This is a genomic window from Streptomyces sp. P1-3, from assembly GCF_050613155.1.
Taxonomy (GTDB): domain Bacteria; phylum Actinomycetota; class Actinomycetes; order Streptomycetales; family Streptomycetaceae; genus Streptomyces.
Genome location: NZ_CP192512.1, coordinates 7,744,593 through 7,761,121 on the forward strand (window position 1 = coordinate 7,744,593; position 16,529 = coordinate 7,761,121).

General features: G+C 71.2%; 9 protein-coding genes and 1 pseudogene. 1 reads left to right on the forward strand and 9 read right to left on the reverse strand.

Going from position 1 to position 16,529, the window contains the following annotated elements; translation table 11 throughout:
- Window positions 1-146: 146 nt before the first annotated feature.
- A complete protein-coding gene (locus ACQUSR_RS33170; protein ID WP_431047022.1) occupies window positions 147-1,337 on the reverse strand; it encodes an IS110 family transposase in 1,191 nt (396 codons plus the stop codon).
- A gap of 298 nt (window positions 1,338-1,635) precedes the next feature.
- Window positions 1,636-1,992, reverse strand: a pseudogene (locus ACQUSR_RS33175) (transferase); the annotation flags it as partial.
- 241 nt (window positions 1,993-2,233) lie between these two features.
- On the opposite strand from ACQUSR_RS33175, the gene ACQUSR_RS33180 reads away from it, so the two are divergent.
- Window positions 2,234-2,584: a DoxX family protein gene (locus tag ACQUSR_RS33180; RefSeq protein ID WP_431047024.1), complete on the forward strand. Its 351-nt coding sequence runs from the start codon at window positions 2,234-2,236 to the stop codon at window positions 2,582-2,584.
- A gap of 75 nt (window positions 2,585-2,659) precedes the next feature.
- On the opposite strand, the gene ACQUSR_RS33185 is transcribed toward ACQUSR_RS33180, so the two are convergent.
- From ACQUSR_RS33185 to ACQUSR_RS33215, 7 genes are all read right to left on the reverse strand, one after another.
- Window positions 2,660-3,799: a DUF2235 domain-containing protein gene (locus tag ACQUSR_RS33185; protein WP_431047026.1), complete on the reverse strand. Its 1,140-nt coding sequence runs from the start codon at window positions 3,797-3,799 to the stop codon at window positions 2,660-2,662.
- Between the two features lie 87 nt (window positions 3,800-3,886).
- Window positions 3,887-5,581: a hypothetical protein gene (locus tag ACQUSR_RS33190; protein WP_431047028.1), complete on the reverse strand. Its 1,695-nt coding sequence runs from the start codon at window positions 5,579-5,581 to the stop codon at window positions 3,887-3,889.
- Window positions 5,582-5,597: 16 nt separating this feature from the next.
- A complete protein-coding gene (locus ACQUSR_RS33195; RefSeq protein WP_431047030.1) occupies window positions 5,598-10,019 on the reverse strand; it encodes a hypothetical protein in 4,422 nt (1,473 codons plus the stop codon).
- Window position 10,020: 1 nt separating this feature from the next.
- On the reverse strand, window positions 10,021-12,924 hold the full coding sequence (locus ACQUSR_RS33200; protein WP_431047032.1) for a hypothetical protein: 2,904 nt from the start codon (window positions 12,922-12,924) through the stop codon (window positions 10,021-10,023).
- Window positions 12,924-14,888: a DUF6603 domain-containing protein gene (locus ACQUSR_RS33205; RefSeq protein WP_431047034.1), complete on the reverse strand. Its 1,965-nt coding sequence runs from the start codon at window positions 14,886-14,888 to the stop codon at window positions 12,924-12,926. Before ACQUSR_RS33205 ends, ACQUSR_RS33200 begins: the two co-directional genes overlap by 1 nt.
- Window positions 14,889-14,903: 15 nt before the next feature.
- Window positions 14,904-15,407 carry an LGFP repeat-containing protein gene (locus ACQUSR_RS33210; protein ID WP_431047036.1) on the reverse strand — a complete coding sequence of 168 codons (504 nt, stop codon included), beginning with the start codon at window positions 15,405-15,407 and terminating at the stop codon, window positions 14,904-14,906.
- Window positions 15,408-15,964: 557 nt separating this feature from the next.
- Window positions 15,965-16,453: an SRPBCC family protein gene (locus ACQUSR_RS33215; protein WP_431047038.1), complete on the reverse strand. Its 489-nt coding sequence runs from the start codon at window positions 16,451-16,453 to the stop codon at window positions 15,965-15,967.
- Between the last annotated feature and the right edge of the window lie 76 nt (window positions 16,454-16,529).

The window sequence follows — 16,529 nt, forward strand, 5'->3', positions numbered from 1 at the left end:
TGCTCCTTGATCCGGTTCACGAGGTGCTGTCGAGCCCACCCTATCCAGTGCTTTGTCCGGGAAGGTTCGCCGGGCTGGTGGCCCCCGCGGCCCAATGGCGTGAGCGTGCCCTCATCCGTGGCGAGAAGGGCTTCCCAATGCTGATGTCAAGCCGCTGCCGTGACAGGCGGTGTGGCTTGGTAGCACGCTCCGTCGCGGATCATGGCCCACAGGACGTTGACGCGACGGCGCGCGAGCGCCAGCAGCGCCTGCTTGTGGCCTTTCCCCTCGGCGCGTTTGCGTTGGTAGTACGCCTTCGAGGCCAGGCAGCTCTTCAGGCTCGACAAGGCCGACAGGTACATCGCGTTGAGCAGGCCACGGTGGAAGCGGCGTGGCCTGCGGAGGTTGCCGCTGACGCGGCCGGAGTCGCGTGGGGCCGGGGCCAGGCCGGCGTAGCCGGCGAGACGGTCGGCACTGCCGAAGGCGTCCATGTCGCCGCCGGTGGCGGCGATGAACACGGCGCCCATCTGCTTGCCCATGCCGGGCAGGCTCAGGATCACCTCGGCGTGCGGGTGCTCGCGAAACCGGGCCTCGATGAGTGCGTCGACTTCAGCGATCTCCTCATCGAGAGCCATCACCCCCTTCGCCAGCCGCACGACCATGGCGGCGGCCAGCCGCTCGCCGGGCAGGGCCGTGTGCTGGGCCTCTGCGGCCTCCGCGGCTGTCCTGGCGAGCGCAGCAGCACCGCGGACCTTGCGGTTGCGCAGCCACGTTTCGATGCGCCTGGCTCCGCTGCGGCGGATCGCCGCCGGGGTCTGGTAGCCCGTCAGAAGCATGACCGGGCCCTTGTTGGTCAGGTCCAGGGCGCGCTCCAACGCCGGGAAAATCTCGAGCAGTTGGGCTCGGAGCCGGTTGATCTGGCGAGTGCGGTCGCAGACCAGGTCGGTGCGGCGGGTGGTGAGGGTGCGCAGGTCGATGGCGATCTCGTCGCCGGGCCGCAGCAGGCCGAGGTCGCGGCGCATGCGGGCCTGGTCGGCGATGACGAAGGCGTCCTTGGCGTCCGTCTTGCCTTCGCCCCGGTAGGAGGCCGAGGCGCGGTGCACGGTCAGGCCGGTGATATAGACCATCGGCTGGCCGTGGCCGAGCAGCAGGCCGACCAGCAGGGCGGCGCCGCCGTGGTTGAGGTCGACCGCCCACAGCACGTCGTCGTCGAGGGCCAGGACATCCCCGATCAGTTCCAGCAGAGCCGATTCGCCATTCAGGACCCGGCGGGACAGCAGCCGTTCGCCGTCTGTGTTGATCACCACGCAGTGGTGATGTTCTTTGCCGATGTCCACTCCGGCCCATATCCGGGGCACGGTCACCTCCGCCAGCTCGTCGCGCTCCTACAGCCCAGCAGACGACCTCGCCGACGTTGCCCTACACAGCGATCGAGTCGCATCTCCCAATTGGCGGTCGAGTCGTCGCGGGGCTCCGGGCGGCCAAGCCTTTCCAGCCATCGGACGGCTATCCGCATGACAGCCATACCCAGAGCCCCTGGGTCCCGCCGATCTTACGAATGACCAGTTCGAACCCAACAGCCAAGAAAGTAGGGCATCCGCTGATGCGGCGGACCGGTCCTCGCGGCGTGATCAGGAACCCCGCAAGCCTTCTTGGCTAGAGGTGGCGTGCCGCAACAACCGCTGAACTGGCTGGTGTTGTCAGTACTTCAGTGGCGTCCAGGGCTGGATGAGTGAGGTAGAACAGGCGGAGCTCATCCACTTCGCCCTCGAATCGAGGCGGCCAGTGGGGCGAGGGGGTGAAGTCGTCCAGGATGAGAAGGCCGCCGGGAGCGAGCAGCTCGACGACCCCCTGGGGGGCGTCACGCTTGCCCCCGCCGTCGCAGAAGAAGACGTCGAAGGGGGCACGCTGCTCAAGCAGCCGCCAGTCCCCAGTGAGAACGCTGACGCGCTCGTCGTCCGCGAAGACACTGGCCGCTCGACGGGCCAGCCCCTCGTGACGCTCTACGGTGACCGGCGACACGCTCTGCGGCCACCACACGAGGCGGAACCGCACGTTCTGCCATGATCGCGCCCCCTTCATCGTGAACATGACGCTACCCGGTGCCGATGTCCATGCCGACTGGCTATGGAAGGAGCTATTGGACGGGGCAGCGGGGCCCTCGCAAGGCTTGACCGTGCGAGAGGGGCACCCAGCTCGTGGTCTGTCTCGGTGCGACTGCGCGCCGAATATCCATCCCCGCAGGAGCGTTCCCATGTTCACGGCCTACGTCGTCGTCACCGTCCTGGCCGCCGCGGCCAGTGCCTACTCGGCCACCAACCACTACGTTCGCCCCAAGTGGATCCTTGACAACATGACCAGGTACGGCGTGCCGCTTTCATGGCTGCCCGCACTGGGGGCCGTCAAGGCGGCCGGCGCGCTGGGACTGCTGGTGGGCATCGGCGTGCCCGCGATCGCGGTCGCGGCCTCGGTCGGCCTCATCCTGTACTACGTCGGCGCCGTCGGTGCCATCTGGCGCGCCCGCTGCTACCCGCATCTGCCTGCCCCGATGCCGTTTCTTCTGCTGGTCGTGGCCTCCCTGGTCCTGCGACTGGCCTCGTACTGAGCGAGGACTCCGCGCCGACCGGAAGAGCCGACCGGAACAGCCGACCAGAAGGCGTCGTCCACGGCGTCCATGACGTCACGGGGAGCTCTCCTGCGTGCCATGGACGGGTAGGGGCGCCGGTTCGAGGTGTACCGGTCCCTGGGCGAGATAGCGGTTGAGCTCGGGCGGTCGGTAGGACTCGTCCTTGTCGTGGCGCTCCCTGGCGGATTCGGAGAGGTATTCGCACCCGTCGAGACGACCCTGGTCGTCCGCGGCCTGGCCGATGGGACGGTGCCACGGTCGGGCCAGTCGGTACACGCCGGTGCGTGAGTCGTGCATGGCGCCCACGCTGTCGGGCCGCACCCGGAAGCTGATGCTCCTGTCCGGGGTCATGCCGAGCGGCCCGTTCTCGCCGAGGGCTTCGGCGTCGAGCTCCAGCCCGTATCTGCTGGCCTGATGGGCCATCCACAGCAGGGTGATGTCGGACAGCTCCGTCTCCGGGTAGCCGCCGCCTATGTCGGTGTGCACTCCGGCGAACCACACCTGCTTCAGCTCCTGGCCGTTGTCGGCCGCACCGGGCTGCTGGTGCCACAGTGTCGGCTCGAACGGTGTGCGCTGCTCATCGATGGCCAGTGCGTGGAAGGCTCCCTTCACCCAGCTGCTCAGCTCGGTGTCATGGAACGCCCACCGACGGTTGGCAGGGCTCACGACCGGCCTGAGCCACCGGGGGCCCGGAACGGGGATGCCCAGCGAACCGACCGTGTCCCACACTCCGATGAAGTGGATCCCCGTCTCCCGTGCGTACGCCCGGCGGAAGAGGGTGGAGGCCGTGCCGGTCGGCTTCTCGGTCCGGTCGCGGTACAGGGCCCACGCCTCCTTGATCCGGTCGGCGTTCTCCCGGCGCAGGATGCCGCAGTTGCGCACCAGGCCGGCCAGGCTGCGGGCGGTGAACGCGCCCCGGCTGAAGCCGAACAGGTACAGCACGTCACCGGGCTCGTAGGCGTCGACCAGGAAGCGGTAGGCGTCCATGACGTTGCCGGACAGCCCCATGCCGAACGCGCCGCCGCGCAGGCGCTCCCATCGGCGTGTGCCGACGCCGCTGCGGTAATAGACGCGCTGCTCCACGCCGGCGGCTTGCGGTCGGACGGACAGGGCTATTTTGGTGACGTTCGTCTTGCTGGGCTGGTCGGCGAGGTTCCACGTGCCGTCACAGCAGACGATCAGACGTTTGGCCATGGCATTACCCTCCAGGAAGACATTCCAGCCGGCACATCATGCAGCAGTCACGCACCTGGGCGCTGTCGGGTACTCAGGCACTGTCGTTCACCGTCCTTCGAGGATGTCGAAGCGCAGGCCGCTCGAACCGCTTCCGGTGCCGCTGCGCTTGCGCCGCGTCGTCCAGGAGTGGGCGGTCCCGTCGCGCCAGCGGGTGTACTGGCGGCTGCGCTCGACGCGGATGCCGGAGCGTGGCACCTCCTCCTCGTGGAGCCAGTCGGTCTCGGTGAGCAGGCGCCCAAGCGGTTGCGGCGGAGCCCACTCGTCACGAATCAGCCGGATCAGATGGAGTTGGTAGGCCTCCGGGTCGCCGAGTGACCGCGGCACCAGGGGATACCAGTGCGCGGGCACGGTGGTGGCCAGCCGATAGCGGGCCGGGGGGCTCTCGGCGGCGCCGTCCGGCTGACCGGCGGCAGGGGGTGCCGCGGCGACCCAGCGGGCGTAGCGGTCGATCGGTTCGCCGGCGCGGTCGGCGACGGTCTCCTCAACCGCCCAGGCGAGGTTCGCCTGTTCGTCACGAAGGAACAGCACGGACTCCAGCGCAGGGCCCTCCAGCCCACCGGGCAGCGAGGCCGGCCGGTAGAACCACGGTGAGGGTGTCGGCCCCCCGCCGTCGGCCCCGCGGCCCCCCATCGCGGCACCGGCGGAGTTCTCGCCCAGGCCGTAGACGTCCCACTCGGGGTCCTCGGCCGCCGCGGGTGCGAGGGCGGTCACACCGCCGAAGACGTCCGTCACGGTGCATTCGACGACTCTGCTCAGGGAGCCCACAAGAGTGGGCAGCGGGGCGCAGAACCAGTCGTTGTCGTAGACCGTGGCGAAGGCGACGAGCAGCAGTCTGCCGAGGTCGGCGGGGGAGGCGTCGACCGATCCGAAGTCGATGCGCGCGTCCTCCATCTCCCAGAAACGGGAGACGGGCATGCCCCCGTAGCGCGCCGGAGTGGGGATGGTCTTGCGCTCGTCGCGGTGGACCTTCTCCTGGGCCACCGGCAGTTGGGCGGGCATGGCGTCGAAGGCCCACCAGTCGAGGTGGCCTCCGGGGTACTCCGATGCTCGCAGTTGGAGGTCCGCCGCTGTGGAGGCGCGGACCGAGAAGGAGTACTCCAGGCGGTGGGGGTTCCATGTTCTGGCCGGTTCGCGGGGCTGCGCCGGCACCCGGGCGGTCCACCACGACAGCCACTGGGCGGCGGCCGTCGCGAGCGCCTCGCGGCTCTTCTCCGGTGCTCCGAACCGTTCCGCGGCCGCCTGGTCGCGGCCGGCCAGGCGTTCCAGCCAGGGCGCGAGCGCGACCGGATCGGGGAGCCGGTCGCGGACCGCCGCTGCCGGCGCGGCAGGAGCCAGGGCCCCGTACGGGCCGAAGGCACAGATCCGGGCGAAGGCGGGGAGCAGGCCGAGGAGCCCTGCCGCGGCCAGTGCGCGCCGCCAGCGCAGGGCGCCGGCCAGGGCCAGCCGGGCGTCGGGCCCATCCTGGGTCTCGTCCTCGACCAGGGACTCCAGCACCATGGTCGACGGGTCGTACGGCCGCCATTCGGTACCCGCGTCCCCGCCGTCGCCGGTGCGCCAGCCGTCCAGCAGGTGTCTCTCCTGTGCGACGGAGACGTGGACGGGCGAGGCCGCGTCGTCACCGGTGAACTCGCCGAAGCCGTACTGCCGGGCGAGGAACCACGCGGCGTCGTGGGTCACGGCCGCCAGTGCCTCCTCCACGCCCGTGTCGCGCGGCACCGGTTCGTAGCGGAACATCGCCATGATTCCTCCACGGCCTCTAGTGGATGCCCCCGGTCGGAGGTTCGGCCCACTGCACCGGCAGCACACCGCGCAGCTCGGCGAAGTCGGTCAGGTCCATCCCACGGATCCGGGCCAGGGCGAAGGCCTCCTCCACCACGGCGTGCACGTCCTCCATGCACCAGCCGCGCAACTGATCGGGTGGTACGGCGAGCAGCCAAGCCTGGGGAGCGCGTGCGTCGGGCTGGTTGTAGTGGAAGGCGAGCGCCCCCATCTCCTCGTCCACGGGTTCCGGGGCGGTCTCCGTCCAGGAGTCCACCACGATGCCGGCGACGCGGTCGGCGTCCGGCTGCCCATCCGTTCGCAGGACCGCGCAGTGGCGCGGTGCGGGATGGCTGCGAGAGGGGACGGGCGCCGGTCCGCGGGCGACCCACCGGTGCCCGGTGGGCAGCTGGGCGACGGCGGTGCCGCCGGGCGCGGTCCCGGCGAGGACCTCGGAGGCGGTCAGCGCGTCACCGAGGGTGCGCACCCGTGGCCTGACCCTCTCCATCTCCGTCAGCCAGTCGGTGACCGCGTCGTCGTCGGCGCCGTCGGGGCGGGCAGCCGTCAGTCCGCCGCCCGCGGGGTGGGTGTTCAGACTCAGCACGGGCAGTACGGGGAGGGTCTCACCGAGCACGCCCGACACGGCCGTACGTACGATGGTCGCCCACTCGAGCGCGGCCGACGGGTCCTGCGGCGGCTCGGGCACGGCAACGAGGGGTGAGGCGTCGAAGCGGTCGAGGACGAAGGTGGTCTGCGCCCGGAGGGCTTCGCGTCCGGCATCGTCGACGGGCTGCCCCAGGGTGTAGGCGGTGTGGACCCCGTGGTCCGCGAGCCCGTCGAGTGTCCGGGTCACCACATCCACCGCGTCGGGGGTGAATCTCGCCAGCTGCCGCAGGGTGTCGACGCCGGTGGTGACGCCGTTGTGCCACGTCGTCACCCGCGTCCACAGCTCGCGCAGGTCGGCGGCGGCCCAGCCGTTGCCCTCGGTGTCGTCCAGGTCGGAGGTGATCAGCGGCCGGGATCCGCGGAGCACATCGCCGAGCGACCGGCACAGCAGCTGGAGTTCGGCGAAGCGGGCGGCCGAGGGGCCGGTGACGCGTGGCGGCGCGGCCCCGGCACCGCCCCCCTGCCCCGCCGCGTGCCGGAGCAGTCGCCGGGCCAGTGGGGTGTCCCTGGTCAGGGACCCGTCGGTCCTGCCGTCGCAGGGACCGACGCCCAGCACCGCGTCAAGCGCGCAGACCCCGAGGTCGGCGAGGCTGACCGAGACCGGCGCCGCGGGGTCGCCGAAGTCGAAGCGCCAGTCCGCGGCGGCGCCCAGACGGGTCTGGCACCAGCGCTCCAGCGCCGGTTCGAGCGCGGCGAGCGGGCGTCCGGTCGCCCAGCCGGCCGTCCCGCTCGCCGGGGCGAGGATGCCGAGACGGTGCGTGAGGGCGACCGCTGAGCGGGGGGTGCGGATCACCTCGAAGTCCTGGGGAAGGTTGTCGCCGCGTGCGATGCCGTCGGCCGCAGCTCCCGCGTGGAGCGGGCTGCCCGCCACGAGATGGTGAACGCTCTCCGCGAGGAGCAGGTCGCCGACCGCGTCGACCATCCCCTCCAGCTCCGCGACCAGCGGTGTGGCCTGTTCGAGCAGCGGCAGGTCGGCCTCCGCGACGTCCAGGCCGAGGTCGCGCAGTTCCCGGCCGTGTGCGAGCCAGTCGTCGAGCAGGGCCTGCCCGTCGACGACATCCTGTGCGGCCATCGCCGTACGGGCCCGGTCGCTGCCCTCCGCGGCCGGGCCGACCAGGCCCGGTGTCGGGTAGCGGCCGCGCAGGGCGTGGACGAGCGTGTCGAGCTGGGCGTCGTGCAGGCCGCGTTCGAGGCGGTAGCCCAGCAGCGCGCTGAGCGTCTGCCCCGAACGGACGCCGTCGACGACCGACAGCGCCTGGCGCACCCGGCTGGAGGTGAGGTTGATGCCGAAGGCCTGCCGGTCGGAGTGGCTGAGCCAGCCAGAGCGCAGCACGGCCAGTGTGGTGGCGTGGTGCATCGAGGGTGCGACGAGGTAGCCGTCGTGGGCCTGGCGCAGCCGTGAACGGTTGCCCGGGACCTCCTCGCCCCCCGCCTCCGCGCCGTCGTCCGTTTCGGCGTCCTCGCCTGCGTCCTCCTCCGCGCCCTGGTCCTCCTCGCGGGGACGGACGTCCGTGACCCAGCCGTACGCGCCGACGTGGGTGCCGGCAGGGCTGTTGGCACGCAGTCTCGACAGCCGTGCCGAGGCGACCGAGGTCATCCAGGCGTCCAGGCGATGTGTCTGCGTGTCGAGTACCTCGCACAGCAGCCGTTCGACGTGCGAGAGGTCCCCTCGTACCCGGTCCTCGACCTCGGCCAGTTGGTCGAGGGCCAGGCATGTCCAGTCGTACGACTGCGGGGTGAACCCGGCGCCCGACGTCAGATGACCTTCGAGCAGGCGCACACCCGGGTCCACGGACCCGCCGCTCTCCAGTTGCAGCCGCAAGGACTCCCGGTGCATGCGCAGAACCATGATGGCGAGGTGGTAGAAGAGCCCCAGCTTGCCCGTGGCCGCGCCGTTGATCATCGCCTGGAATGCCTGAAGGCGTTCCGCGCGTTCGGGTGTCATCTCGTGCTGGGCGGCCAGCAGCGGGGCCGTCTCCCGCCACCAGTCCCACATTCCGCGGATCGGCGCACGGCCCACCAGTTCCCGCAGTTCCGGGGTCGTTTCCCGCTGAACGTCGAATTCGAGTGGCGGCGCGGGCGGCACCTCCTCGAGGCCGGGCGGTAGCGTCCAGGCGAAGCCGCTGCGGTGCGGGATCGATCCCGTCGGGGTGTCGGGCGGTGGCTGGAAGGGCGGGTCGACCGGCGTCTGGCGGGTGAACCTCAGCCGCCGGGAGGCGGGCAGACGGTGCAGGAGGTCGTTGATGGCCGCGTCCGGGTCGTCGCTCGATCCGACCCGCGGGGCACGCCACCCCTGGGACTCGGCGAAGGTCCGGAAGCCGGAGAGGTGGTTGAGGATGCGCAGGTCCACCTCCGTGCCGTGCCAGAGGTCCAGCGAGGTGACCGGCAGGACTCCGTAGGGCTGGCGGCCCACGCGCAGGGTGGGCAGCGGGCCGCGGCCGCGCACGTGGTCGACGTAGTGCGAGACGAGGAAGAGCAGGTCGGGGTGGGGAGTGGCGTTGCCCTCCGGATCGAAGGACCGCCAGGTGGTGGAGGCGGCGGCCAGGGCGCCGAGGGCGGCGTGCAGATGGAGCAGCAGGTCGTGGTCGTCCTCGGCCAGACCGTCGGTGACGTCCGTGAGCACCGCTCCGGCGGCGGGGCCCAGCGCGCCTGCGATCCGGGCCGCCGCCTGGTCGCTGCCCGCCGCGAAGGCCGCCCGCTGTTCGGCGACCTGTTCGGGGGCGGCCGGCGAGGTCTGGGTGCGCCACGCCGACCTGGTCTTGGCAGTGTTGTTGGTGGGCGTGCCGGTGGGCAGCACGGCGAGGCCGTCCGTGCAGCGGTGCGCTTCCAGCAGGGTGCCGAGGAGCCCGGCGGTGCCCTCCGACGGGCCGCCGCGTACCCCGGCGACCGTGACCAGGTCGAAGCGGCTGGGCAGGTCGCTCAGGGGCACCCGGACCGCCATGCCTACCCTGACGGCCTCGGTGAAGTCGGAGAGCCAGACCGGGGGCTCGCCGGCCGAGGGTCCCAGTCCGACGTCCAGTGTCCCGGGCACGGGTTCGCCCTCCCGGCGCCAGACGAGCCCGATCTGGCCGTCGCCGGTGACCTCGTATCCGGAGAAGACCAGGCGGTCCGGGAGTACGTAGGTGTGCGCCGGGCGGGTCCAGGCACTGTCCTGCCGCGGTGGCTCGGCCGTGAAGGGGCCCGGGTCGGACGCGACGCCGTCTCCGGGGATCTCCGCCTGCGGGGGCTCACCCTCGGGGTGGAAGATCTTCGTCGCCCAGGCTGCCCGCCCGGATCCGATGGCCGCGACCAACTGCCTCCAGGCGGCGGCCCGCTTGTCCGGGTTTCCCCCGGCGGCCCAGACGGCTTTCCAGTACGCCTCGGTGGCCGCGCGCTCGGCGCCGGTGAGCCCGGTCTCGTGGGAGTCGACGTGGATCTCGTCCGGGTAGGCGCGGATCCACAGCTCCGGACCGCCGCCGTCGGCGGTCCGGAAGACGGTTTCCAGACGGAGCGGAAGCAGCAGCAGCGGGTCCTTGGGGCCGTCCGGCCACAGCGGCGGGGCCTGGCCGGCCAGTTCGCGGTAGGTCTCGCGGGCCTGCTCCAGCCGGGTCTCGGCCTCGTCGGCCTCCTGGCGCTGGTTGAGCATCTCCTGCTCCAGGCCCGGTTCCCCGGCCATGATCCGCTTCTCGAGACCGGCCAGTCCGGTCCGGGACCAGTTCAGCGCGATGCGGGCGTCGGCGACGGCACGGTGCGCCCGCGCGATGTCCACGTCCACGTCAAGGGTCTCCGATCAGGCTGCGGGCGGACCTGACGATGCGGAACGGCCGTTGCAGGGCCATGTTCGCCACCTCGGCCGCGTTCCACCGCCCGGAGATCACCGGCGTCGGCGTGTCGGCCGAGGGGAGCACCCTGCCGTCGATCTCGGCGAACCCGCGGCCGCCGTCCACGGTGGCCCAGTCCAGGTCGCTCCAGGGTGGTGCCGGCTCCTCCTCGAACACGCCTTCCTCGGCCTGAGCGACCCGGGTCTCGGGTGTGTCGAAACCGAACCGCACCCGGTGGACGTTCTCCGCCAGGACGAACCACCAGTCGTGGATATCGCCCTCGGGCAGCTCGAAGGCGTACGCGGCGGTCTGTTCGTCGAGGTTGAGGATCATCTTCGGCGACTCCCAGGTGGACTCGGCGAGGTCGCGCTGGTGCCGGGACTCGGGCGGGATCGCGGCGACCGTCATGTCGGGGTACCGGCGTACGAGCGGGCCACGGATCAGCAGCACGTCGAGTCCGCCCGCGCCACCCGCCAGGTGCGAACCCAGCCCGCCCTCGAGCGCCCAGGTGTGGATGGGGGGAACGTCGAAGATCGCGTCGGTCCGAGGCCAGAACGCGGTGAAGGGGGTGCCCCTGAGGTCGGTGGGGTACTCCCGCCAGCGCATCTCCCGGTTCATCTCCACGTTGACACCCACCATGAAGGCGGCGATGAACCGCGCGTTGGCCTTGAGCAGGACGGCGCGGTTGTCCGGGATCGTGCCGGAGCCCGGCAGGAACCAGTCCGGCCAGCGCTCGCTGACGGCGAGGGCCATGGGGACGTCGAAGGCGGGACACAACATGACGGGATCGGTCGGGGACACCTCCTCGGCGGCGAGGAAGCCGGGTGCGGGGGAGGCCTGGTACGCCAGCCGTGCCGCCAGGAGCGGCCCGGGCTCGAAGGCCGCGCCGAGCCGTTCGCGCAGACTGCCGGGGTCGACGGGCACGCCCAGCTCGAGGAGGTGGGTGCCGGGGTCGTCGGCCATCGAGTCCTGTGCCAGTACGTGGTGGAGGGCCGGGACGTTCATGGCCAGGCCCGGCGTCATTTCGGTGAACCGCGCGGCCAGGTCCGGGACCACGGAGCCGACGTTGGCCGTCGTGAACGTCCGCTCCAGGGAGAGGAGCCGGTCGGCGGACAGCGTTTCGACGGCCTCACCGTCGGCGGCCGGCCCTTCGGCGGGTTCCTCGCCGAGCATCCGCCGCACGGGTGCCGCGATCACCGCGGTCAGCGCCTGAGACTGGTCCGTGAAGCCGTTGGCCTGGGCCGACACGGCCACGGCCGACATCACCCGCAGCAGGCGTCCGGCCCGTCTGGTGTCGTCGGAGCGCAGGGCCGAGCCCACCTGGGCGGCGAACTCGTCGCTGTCCTCGCGCGGCAACGGCTGCGTCGTCTCCGGGGCGGTGACGACGGGCGCGGGCAACGGCGGGACGAGCTCGCCACTGAGCGCACGGTTCACGTACGTACCCGGGTCCACGCCCGTGCGCCGGGCGACCGGTCCCCGGGAGCGCAGCAGCAGCCGGTGGAGGGCTGGGGCGGCCAGCTCCGTCGGGGCAGGGCTCACCGCGATCTCGGTCCGCAGCGGCAGCCCGCTACCGGTCCGCACCCGGTCGTTGACCGGCGCCGCGAGCCTCAGGAGCTCGGCCGGAGACAGCGTCCGGACGTTGCGGCGGTGCACCGACGAGGCGACCTCGGTGCAGAACGCCGCGCGGCGGCGCAGCCGGTTGGCCTCGCGGATGGGCCCCACCTGCTCCCAGGCCCGGGCCATGAGGAACTCCTGCTCCTCTCGCACGTAGTCGGCCCCCAGGGCTGCCGCGAGCCGGTGCTCGGGCCGCAGGTTGAGGTCGGCCAGCCAGCCCGTCCCGGTCGCCTCGATGTCCTCCCGCACGAGGTGGTGGCCGCCGTACAGCGGCGGAGTCACATCGTCCTTGCTGCCTCGGCTGATCTGTTCGGCCACTCGGCCGGCGAAGTCCGCGAGTGCGGCTGGGGTCACCGTGCCCTCGGGCGGGTCGTGGAGCGTCAGTACGCCCTGCACGACGATCGTCTGCCGGCCGCCGGCAGGATCCCCGGAACGCAGCGGTTCGCCGTTGCGCCAGGGTTCCGTGATGTCGACGGTGACGCCGCCCAGTTCGACGATCTCGTCAGCCTTCAAGGGGACCACGGCGCTCGCGAGCTGCTCGAAGTCGCCCTCCGCGCCGGTCTTGAACGTCCAGTGGTGGTACACCGGCAGCCGTACGACGCCCCGTCCGATCTGCCAGGCGTCACCGCGCGCGCCGACCCGTTGATCACCGTCGGTGAGACCGGCGACCCTGCCGCCCTCGAACGCGGGCACCAGGCAGGCCACGTAGCCGACCCCCGCGGAGAGCTTTCTCGGACACAGCAACCGGGAGGTCAGCGGGCCTGGCCGCCCCGCGGGCCGTTGAACATGCGCCCAGGCCCACGACGACGCCGGATCCGGGAGGAGGGCGGAGTCCACGTCGACGAACGGCAGCGGCCTGCCGGGCTGCACGGGATGTCCCTCGACCTCGATGACGGCGAGAGCGAGCCACGGGCGCAGGCGGCCCTGCTCGGCTCGCGCCGGCGTGAACAGCCACGGCAGTTCCGGTGCGTCGAACTCGACGTAGGCGAGGTAGTTGGGCTCGGTGTCGGAGCTGCCGGGCGTCGGTTCCATGCGCACGATGTGGCGCGGGTCGATGCCTATGACGCCCTCCGGTCCCAGCATCTGCAGCCCCGTTCCGGGGGTGTCCATGGGGACCTGCCGACCGCCCGGACCGACGAGGGTCAGCTGTGGCGTGAGGACCGGCTCCAGGTGGGGCATCGTGGTGCCGACGGAAGCGCCGATGGAGCTCTGCATGTACGGAGCGAACTGCAGTTCCTCCGGCATCAGCCCTGCACCTCCCAGGCCTCGACGGCCTTCAGCGCCGCCCGGCCGCCGAGTTGCAGACGCAGCTCACCGTCGACCGGCGCACCGCCCGCCGGCCCCACCGGGTCGAGGCCCGCCTCCTCGGGGAGGACCTGCGTCATCGACCAGGTCGACATGACCGCCAGCGGCGGCCGTTCGGCCACGACCATCAGCTCTTCCGGGGTCGGCCACCAGTGCGCACTGCGCACGGAGCCTGCCGTGGCCACCAGTTCGGCATCCACCAGGTCCAGTAGCCGCGCCGCCCGGCGGATGAACTTCAGCCGCCCCCCGTCGACCACCCGGGTCTCCCAGGCGAGGGTCGCGGTGATGAAGGCGGAGTCGTCCGGCACGCCGGTGTCCGAGATGAACTCGATCCCCGACCGGTACTTCTCGAACGCCGGGCTGCCGAGCTGCTGGTCCTCATCGAGCGCCAGGAACTGACCGGGAGCGAAGGCGTCGACCGTGACCTCGCCGCGCGCGTCGTCCTCGCCGAGCTTGGCCGCCGCGATGTCCCAGCGCTGCGCGGGCTCCACCGGGGTGTGGCCGAAGCGCTGGATGTCCACGCCGAAGGGCAGGACGCGCTGGCGAGCCACGAGCCGGCCGTGCGGGTGGACCCGCCCGCCGCCGGCGAGGAGCCGGTTCGCGTCCGGTGAGAGCCGGACCGGGGAGCGGTCCTCGCCGGGCGGCAGAACCGTCCAGGCGCTCTGCTGCCCGAACGCGGCGCGCAGCTCCTGCTCCAGGTCGCGAGGCGGCGCGAGCACCGGTGGTGGCGGGCTGCCCCATGTCTCGTCGAAGTCGAACGATGCCTCGAACAGGAAGAGGTCGATGCTGCCGCGTCCCACGGCGTGCCAGGGGGCGGGGCCCTCCAGCGTCAGCGAGAAGGAGATGCCCAGCAGCGTCTCTCCCAGCACTCTGACCGCGAGCGAGCCCCGCATGGCGGCCGAGAACCTCAGAACGGGCGCCAGGTGGATGAGTACGTCGAGGGCGAACTGTCCGCGCAGACCGCACCCCGCGATCTCCGCGACCAGGAAGAGCTGGGCCCCGAACTGGACGGTGTTGCTGGTGACGGCGAAATAAGCCTCGCAGCGCAGCTGGATCCACGGCACCGGCGAGAGGTTCATGTTCAGCCGGCGCAGCGCGGGCACGCCGCGCGGGATGGGGAAGGCCGGATGGAAGCCACCCGCGCTGAGCACGAAGGTCGCGTCGCGGCCGCCTCGGCTCAGCACCAGGACGTCCCCGTTCAGCGGGATGCCGGCCATGTGCGAACCGGCCAGGCTCGCCATCAGGAAGGCGCTCGGCTCGGCGCTGTCGTACTGGCCGGCGAACGTGGCGTTCAGCTCGATCAGCGGCAGCTTCGGGTCCGGCACGGCCACCCGCAGCACCCCGAGCACCGACAGCCGTACGGGGTCGGGCAGTTCGGCGACGACGGCCGTGGACAGGGAGACCATCCGGGCCCCCCAGGAGAGCTTGAACATCGGCCCGACCACGAGGCGGCCCCGTGCGACGGGGAAGAGCGCCGGCAGCCGGGGAATGACGCGCAGCGCCGCCCTGACCGGATCGGGCGGGAACAGCAGCTCGTTGGCGGTGCCGTCGGCGATCGCGCTGATCAGGGCTTCGCTGTTCACCGTACGGTTGACGCCGACCACCCCGCCGACCCCGCTGAGCGCGAAGCCGAAGCCGATCTGCAGGCCCGGTTCGGGGAACGTGGCGCCGAGCAGCACAAGGAACGACGGGCTTCCGTCCCCCTTCAGCCTGGCCTCGCCGAACGCCGTGGCCGTCGCCGCGGGCAGGGTCGCGCTCAGGACACCCGAAAGCGAGCCGAAGTCGGGACTGCGGTTGAGCTTGCCGCGCAGCCGCACCGGGGGCAGCGGCGCGTCGATGTCCACGGATTCTGGGACCTGCCCGGCGGCGAACCGTTCCAGGTCGAGTCCCGGGATGCCGCCCATGTCACACCTCGCGGATCAGTCGATGAGGGTGCTGTGGTGCGCCACGGCCCCTTCGGAGGGCGACCAGCTGATGTGCCCGTGCTGGAACCGGTTGGAGCGGCTGTTGCCCGTGCCGATCTCGTCTGTCGCCGGGTAGCCGAGGAAGCTGTTCTCCCAGCCCATGCTGGCCCACAGGTCGCGGATGGCTCCGTGCACCTCGTGCGCGCCACCCTGGGGAGTCCAGTAGATCGAGCCGCCCTCGAAGTGGTTGAAGCGTCCGACGCCGTCAGGGCACCCGAGCTCGTCTGTCACCGGATATCCCAGGAATCCTCCCGAGCCACCGAGCTGGGCGTACTTGAGCCGGATGTCCCCATGGACCTCGCGCGCGCCCGTTCCTGGGGACCAGTAGATGGAACCATTCGCGAAGTCACGTGAGGAGCCACGCCCGTCCGGGTTCGGCCCCTCTCCGCTTCCGGCCCCCGCGTCGAACGGTGGGCCTATCCACTGGATCTCATTCCACTTGTCGTCGATGGCAGTCACATCGGCCTCCAGATCGGGTGCCGGGTGGGAAGGGCGCACTCCCACGGTGTTGTGATGAGGCGGCTCAGCGCCCGCACGTCCACGGCCGGCCCTGCCGGGCGGCGGGATGTGAACGTGTGTGGATCCTTCGTCGAAGCCGACATGGGCTTCTCCGGGACGATTCGGATGGGAAGCCGGATACTTCGTCGCCTGAGGCAAGGCGGAACTGCGAACCGCCCGATAGGCGGAAACTCGGCACATTCAGTATAGGTGCGGCATGCTTCGCAAGCCACCGCGGAATTTGTTCGAGATTCTACAAAGCCTGCCTGTCGATGGATGATTGCGGGAGCCATCGAATACGGCCTACGTCACAGTGAAAAATACCCGGCTACCGCGCACCTCCAGCTGGTCAGGCGCGGCGGGCGAAGGTGATCTGGACCGACGCGAAGAACGGCGAGACGTCGACGCATTGCCATCCGATCGGCTCAACGACTTTGACCATGTGGTCGATTCCCGGGTTCGTTGAGATCAGCTGTTCGCGGGCGAACCGGGGCAACGGTTCCCCCCTCCCCCCCCGGTCAGGGCGCGGCCTCCAGGTGCGTCTTGAGGCGGTTCAGTGTGGTGCCGATATGGGCATTGTTGGCGCCGGGGCGGTTGAAAACGCCGGTGACCAGGATGGCGAACGGTATGAACCACAGCGGGACGCGCAGCCAGTTGGTCTCGGTGATCGCGCAGCCGTCCGAGGTGGTCTCGATGTCGTATTGCCAGCGGGAGATGGGGATGGCCAGTGGCATGGTCACCACCTCGTAGGCGAACCGCCGGTCCGGATCGGCGTCGGTGACGCGGCAGGTGGTGACCCAGCGGCGCAGGCCGTTGCGGTTGTAGCCCCGGAAGCTGGCGCCCACGGCCGGCGATGTGACGCCGTCCAGCCAGCGCGCACGATGCGCCTCCTCGGCGAACCGGATCATCACGGGCGGGTCGCTGATGATGCGGTACGCCTTGGCCGGGTCGGCCCGTACGGTCACCGTGCCGGTGGCTGCGGGTTCCGGGAACCGTGGTACGCGCATGCCGACCCCTTTCCGCTGATGTGAACACTGATTACATCAGCGACGGGGCTGGCGGTCAATCCCCCTGTCCGGTCAA

What these genes read in the sequence shown, in the direction of transcription:
- ACQUSR_RS33180 (WP_431047024.1), top strand. Translation starts at nt 2,234, where the DNA reads ATGTTCACGGCCTACGTCGTCGTCACCGTCCTGGCCGCCGCGGCCAGT.
- ACQUSR_RS33185 (WP_431047026.1), bottom strand. Translation starts at nt 3,799, where the DNA reads ATGGCCAAACGTCTGATCGTCTGCTGTGACGGCACGTGGAACCTCGCC.
- ACQUSR_RS33190 (WP_431047028.1), bottom strand. Translation starts at nt 5,581, where the DNA reads ATGGCGATGTTCCGCTACGAACCGGTGCCGCGCGACACGGGCGTGGAG.
- ACQUSR_RS33200 (WP_431047032.1), bottom strand. Translation starts at nt 12,924, where the DNA reads ATGCCGGAGGAACTGCAGTTCGCTCCGTACATGCAGAGCTCCATCGGC.
- ACQUSR_RS33205 (WP_431047034.1), bottom strand. Translation starts at nt 14,888, where the DNA reads ATGGGCGGCATCCCGGGACTCGACCTGGAACGGTTCGCCGCCGGGCAG.
- ACQUSR_RS33215 (WP_431047038.1), bottom strand. Translation starts at nt 16,453, where the DNA reads ATGCGCGTACCACGGTTCCCGGAACCCGCAGCCACCGGCACGGTGACC.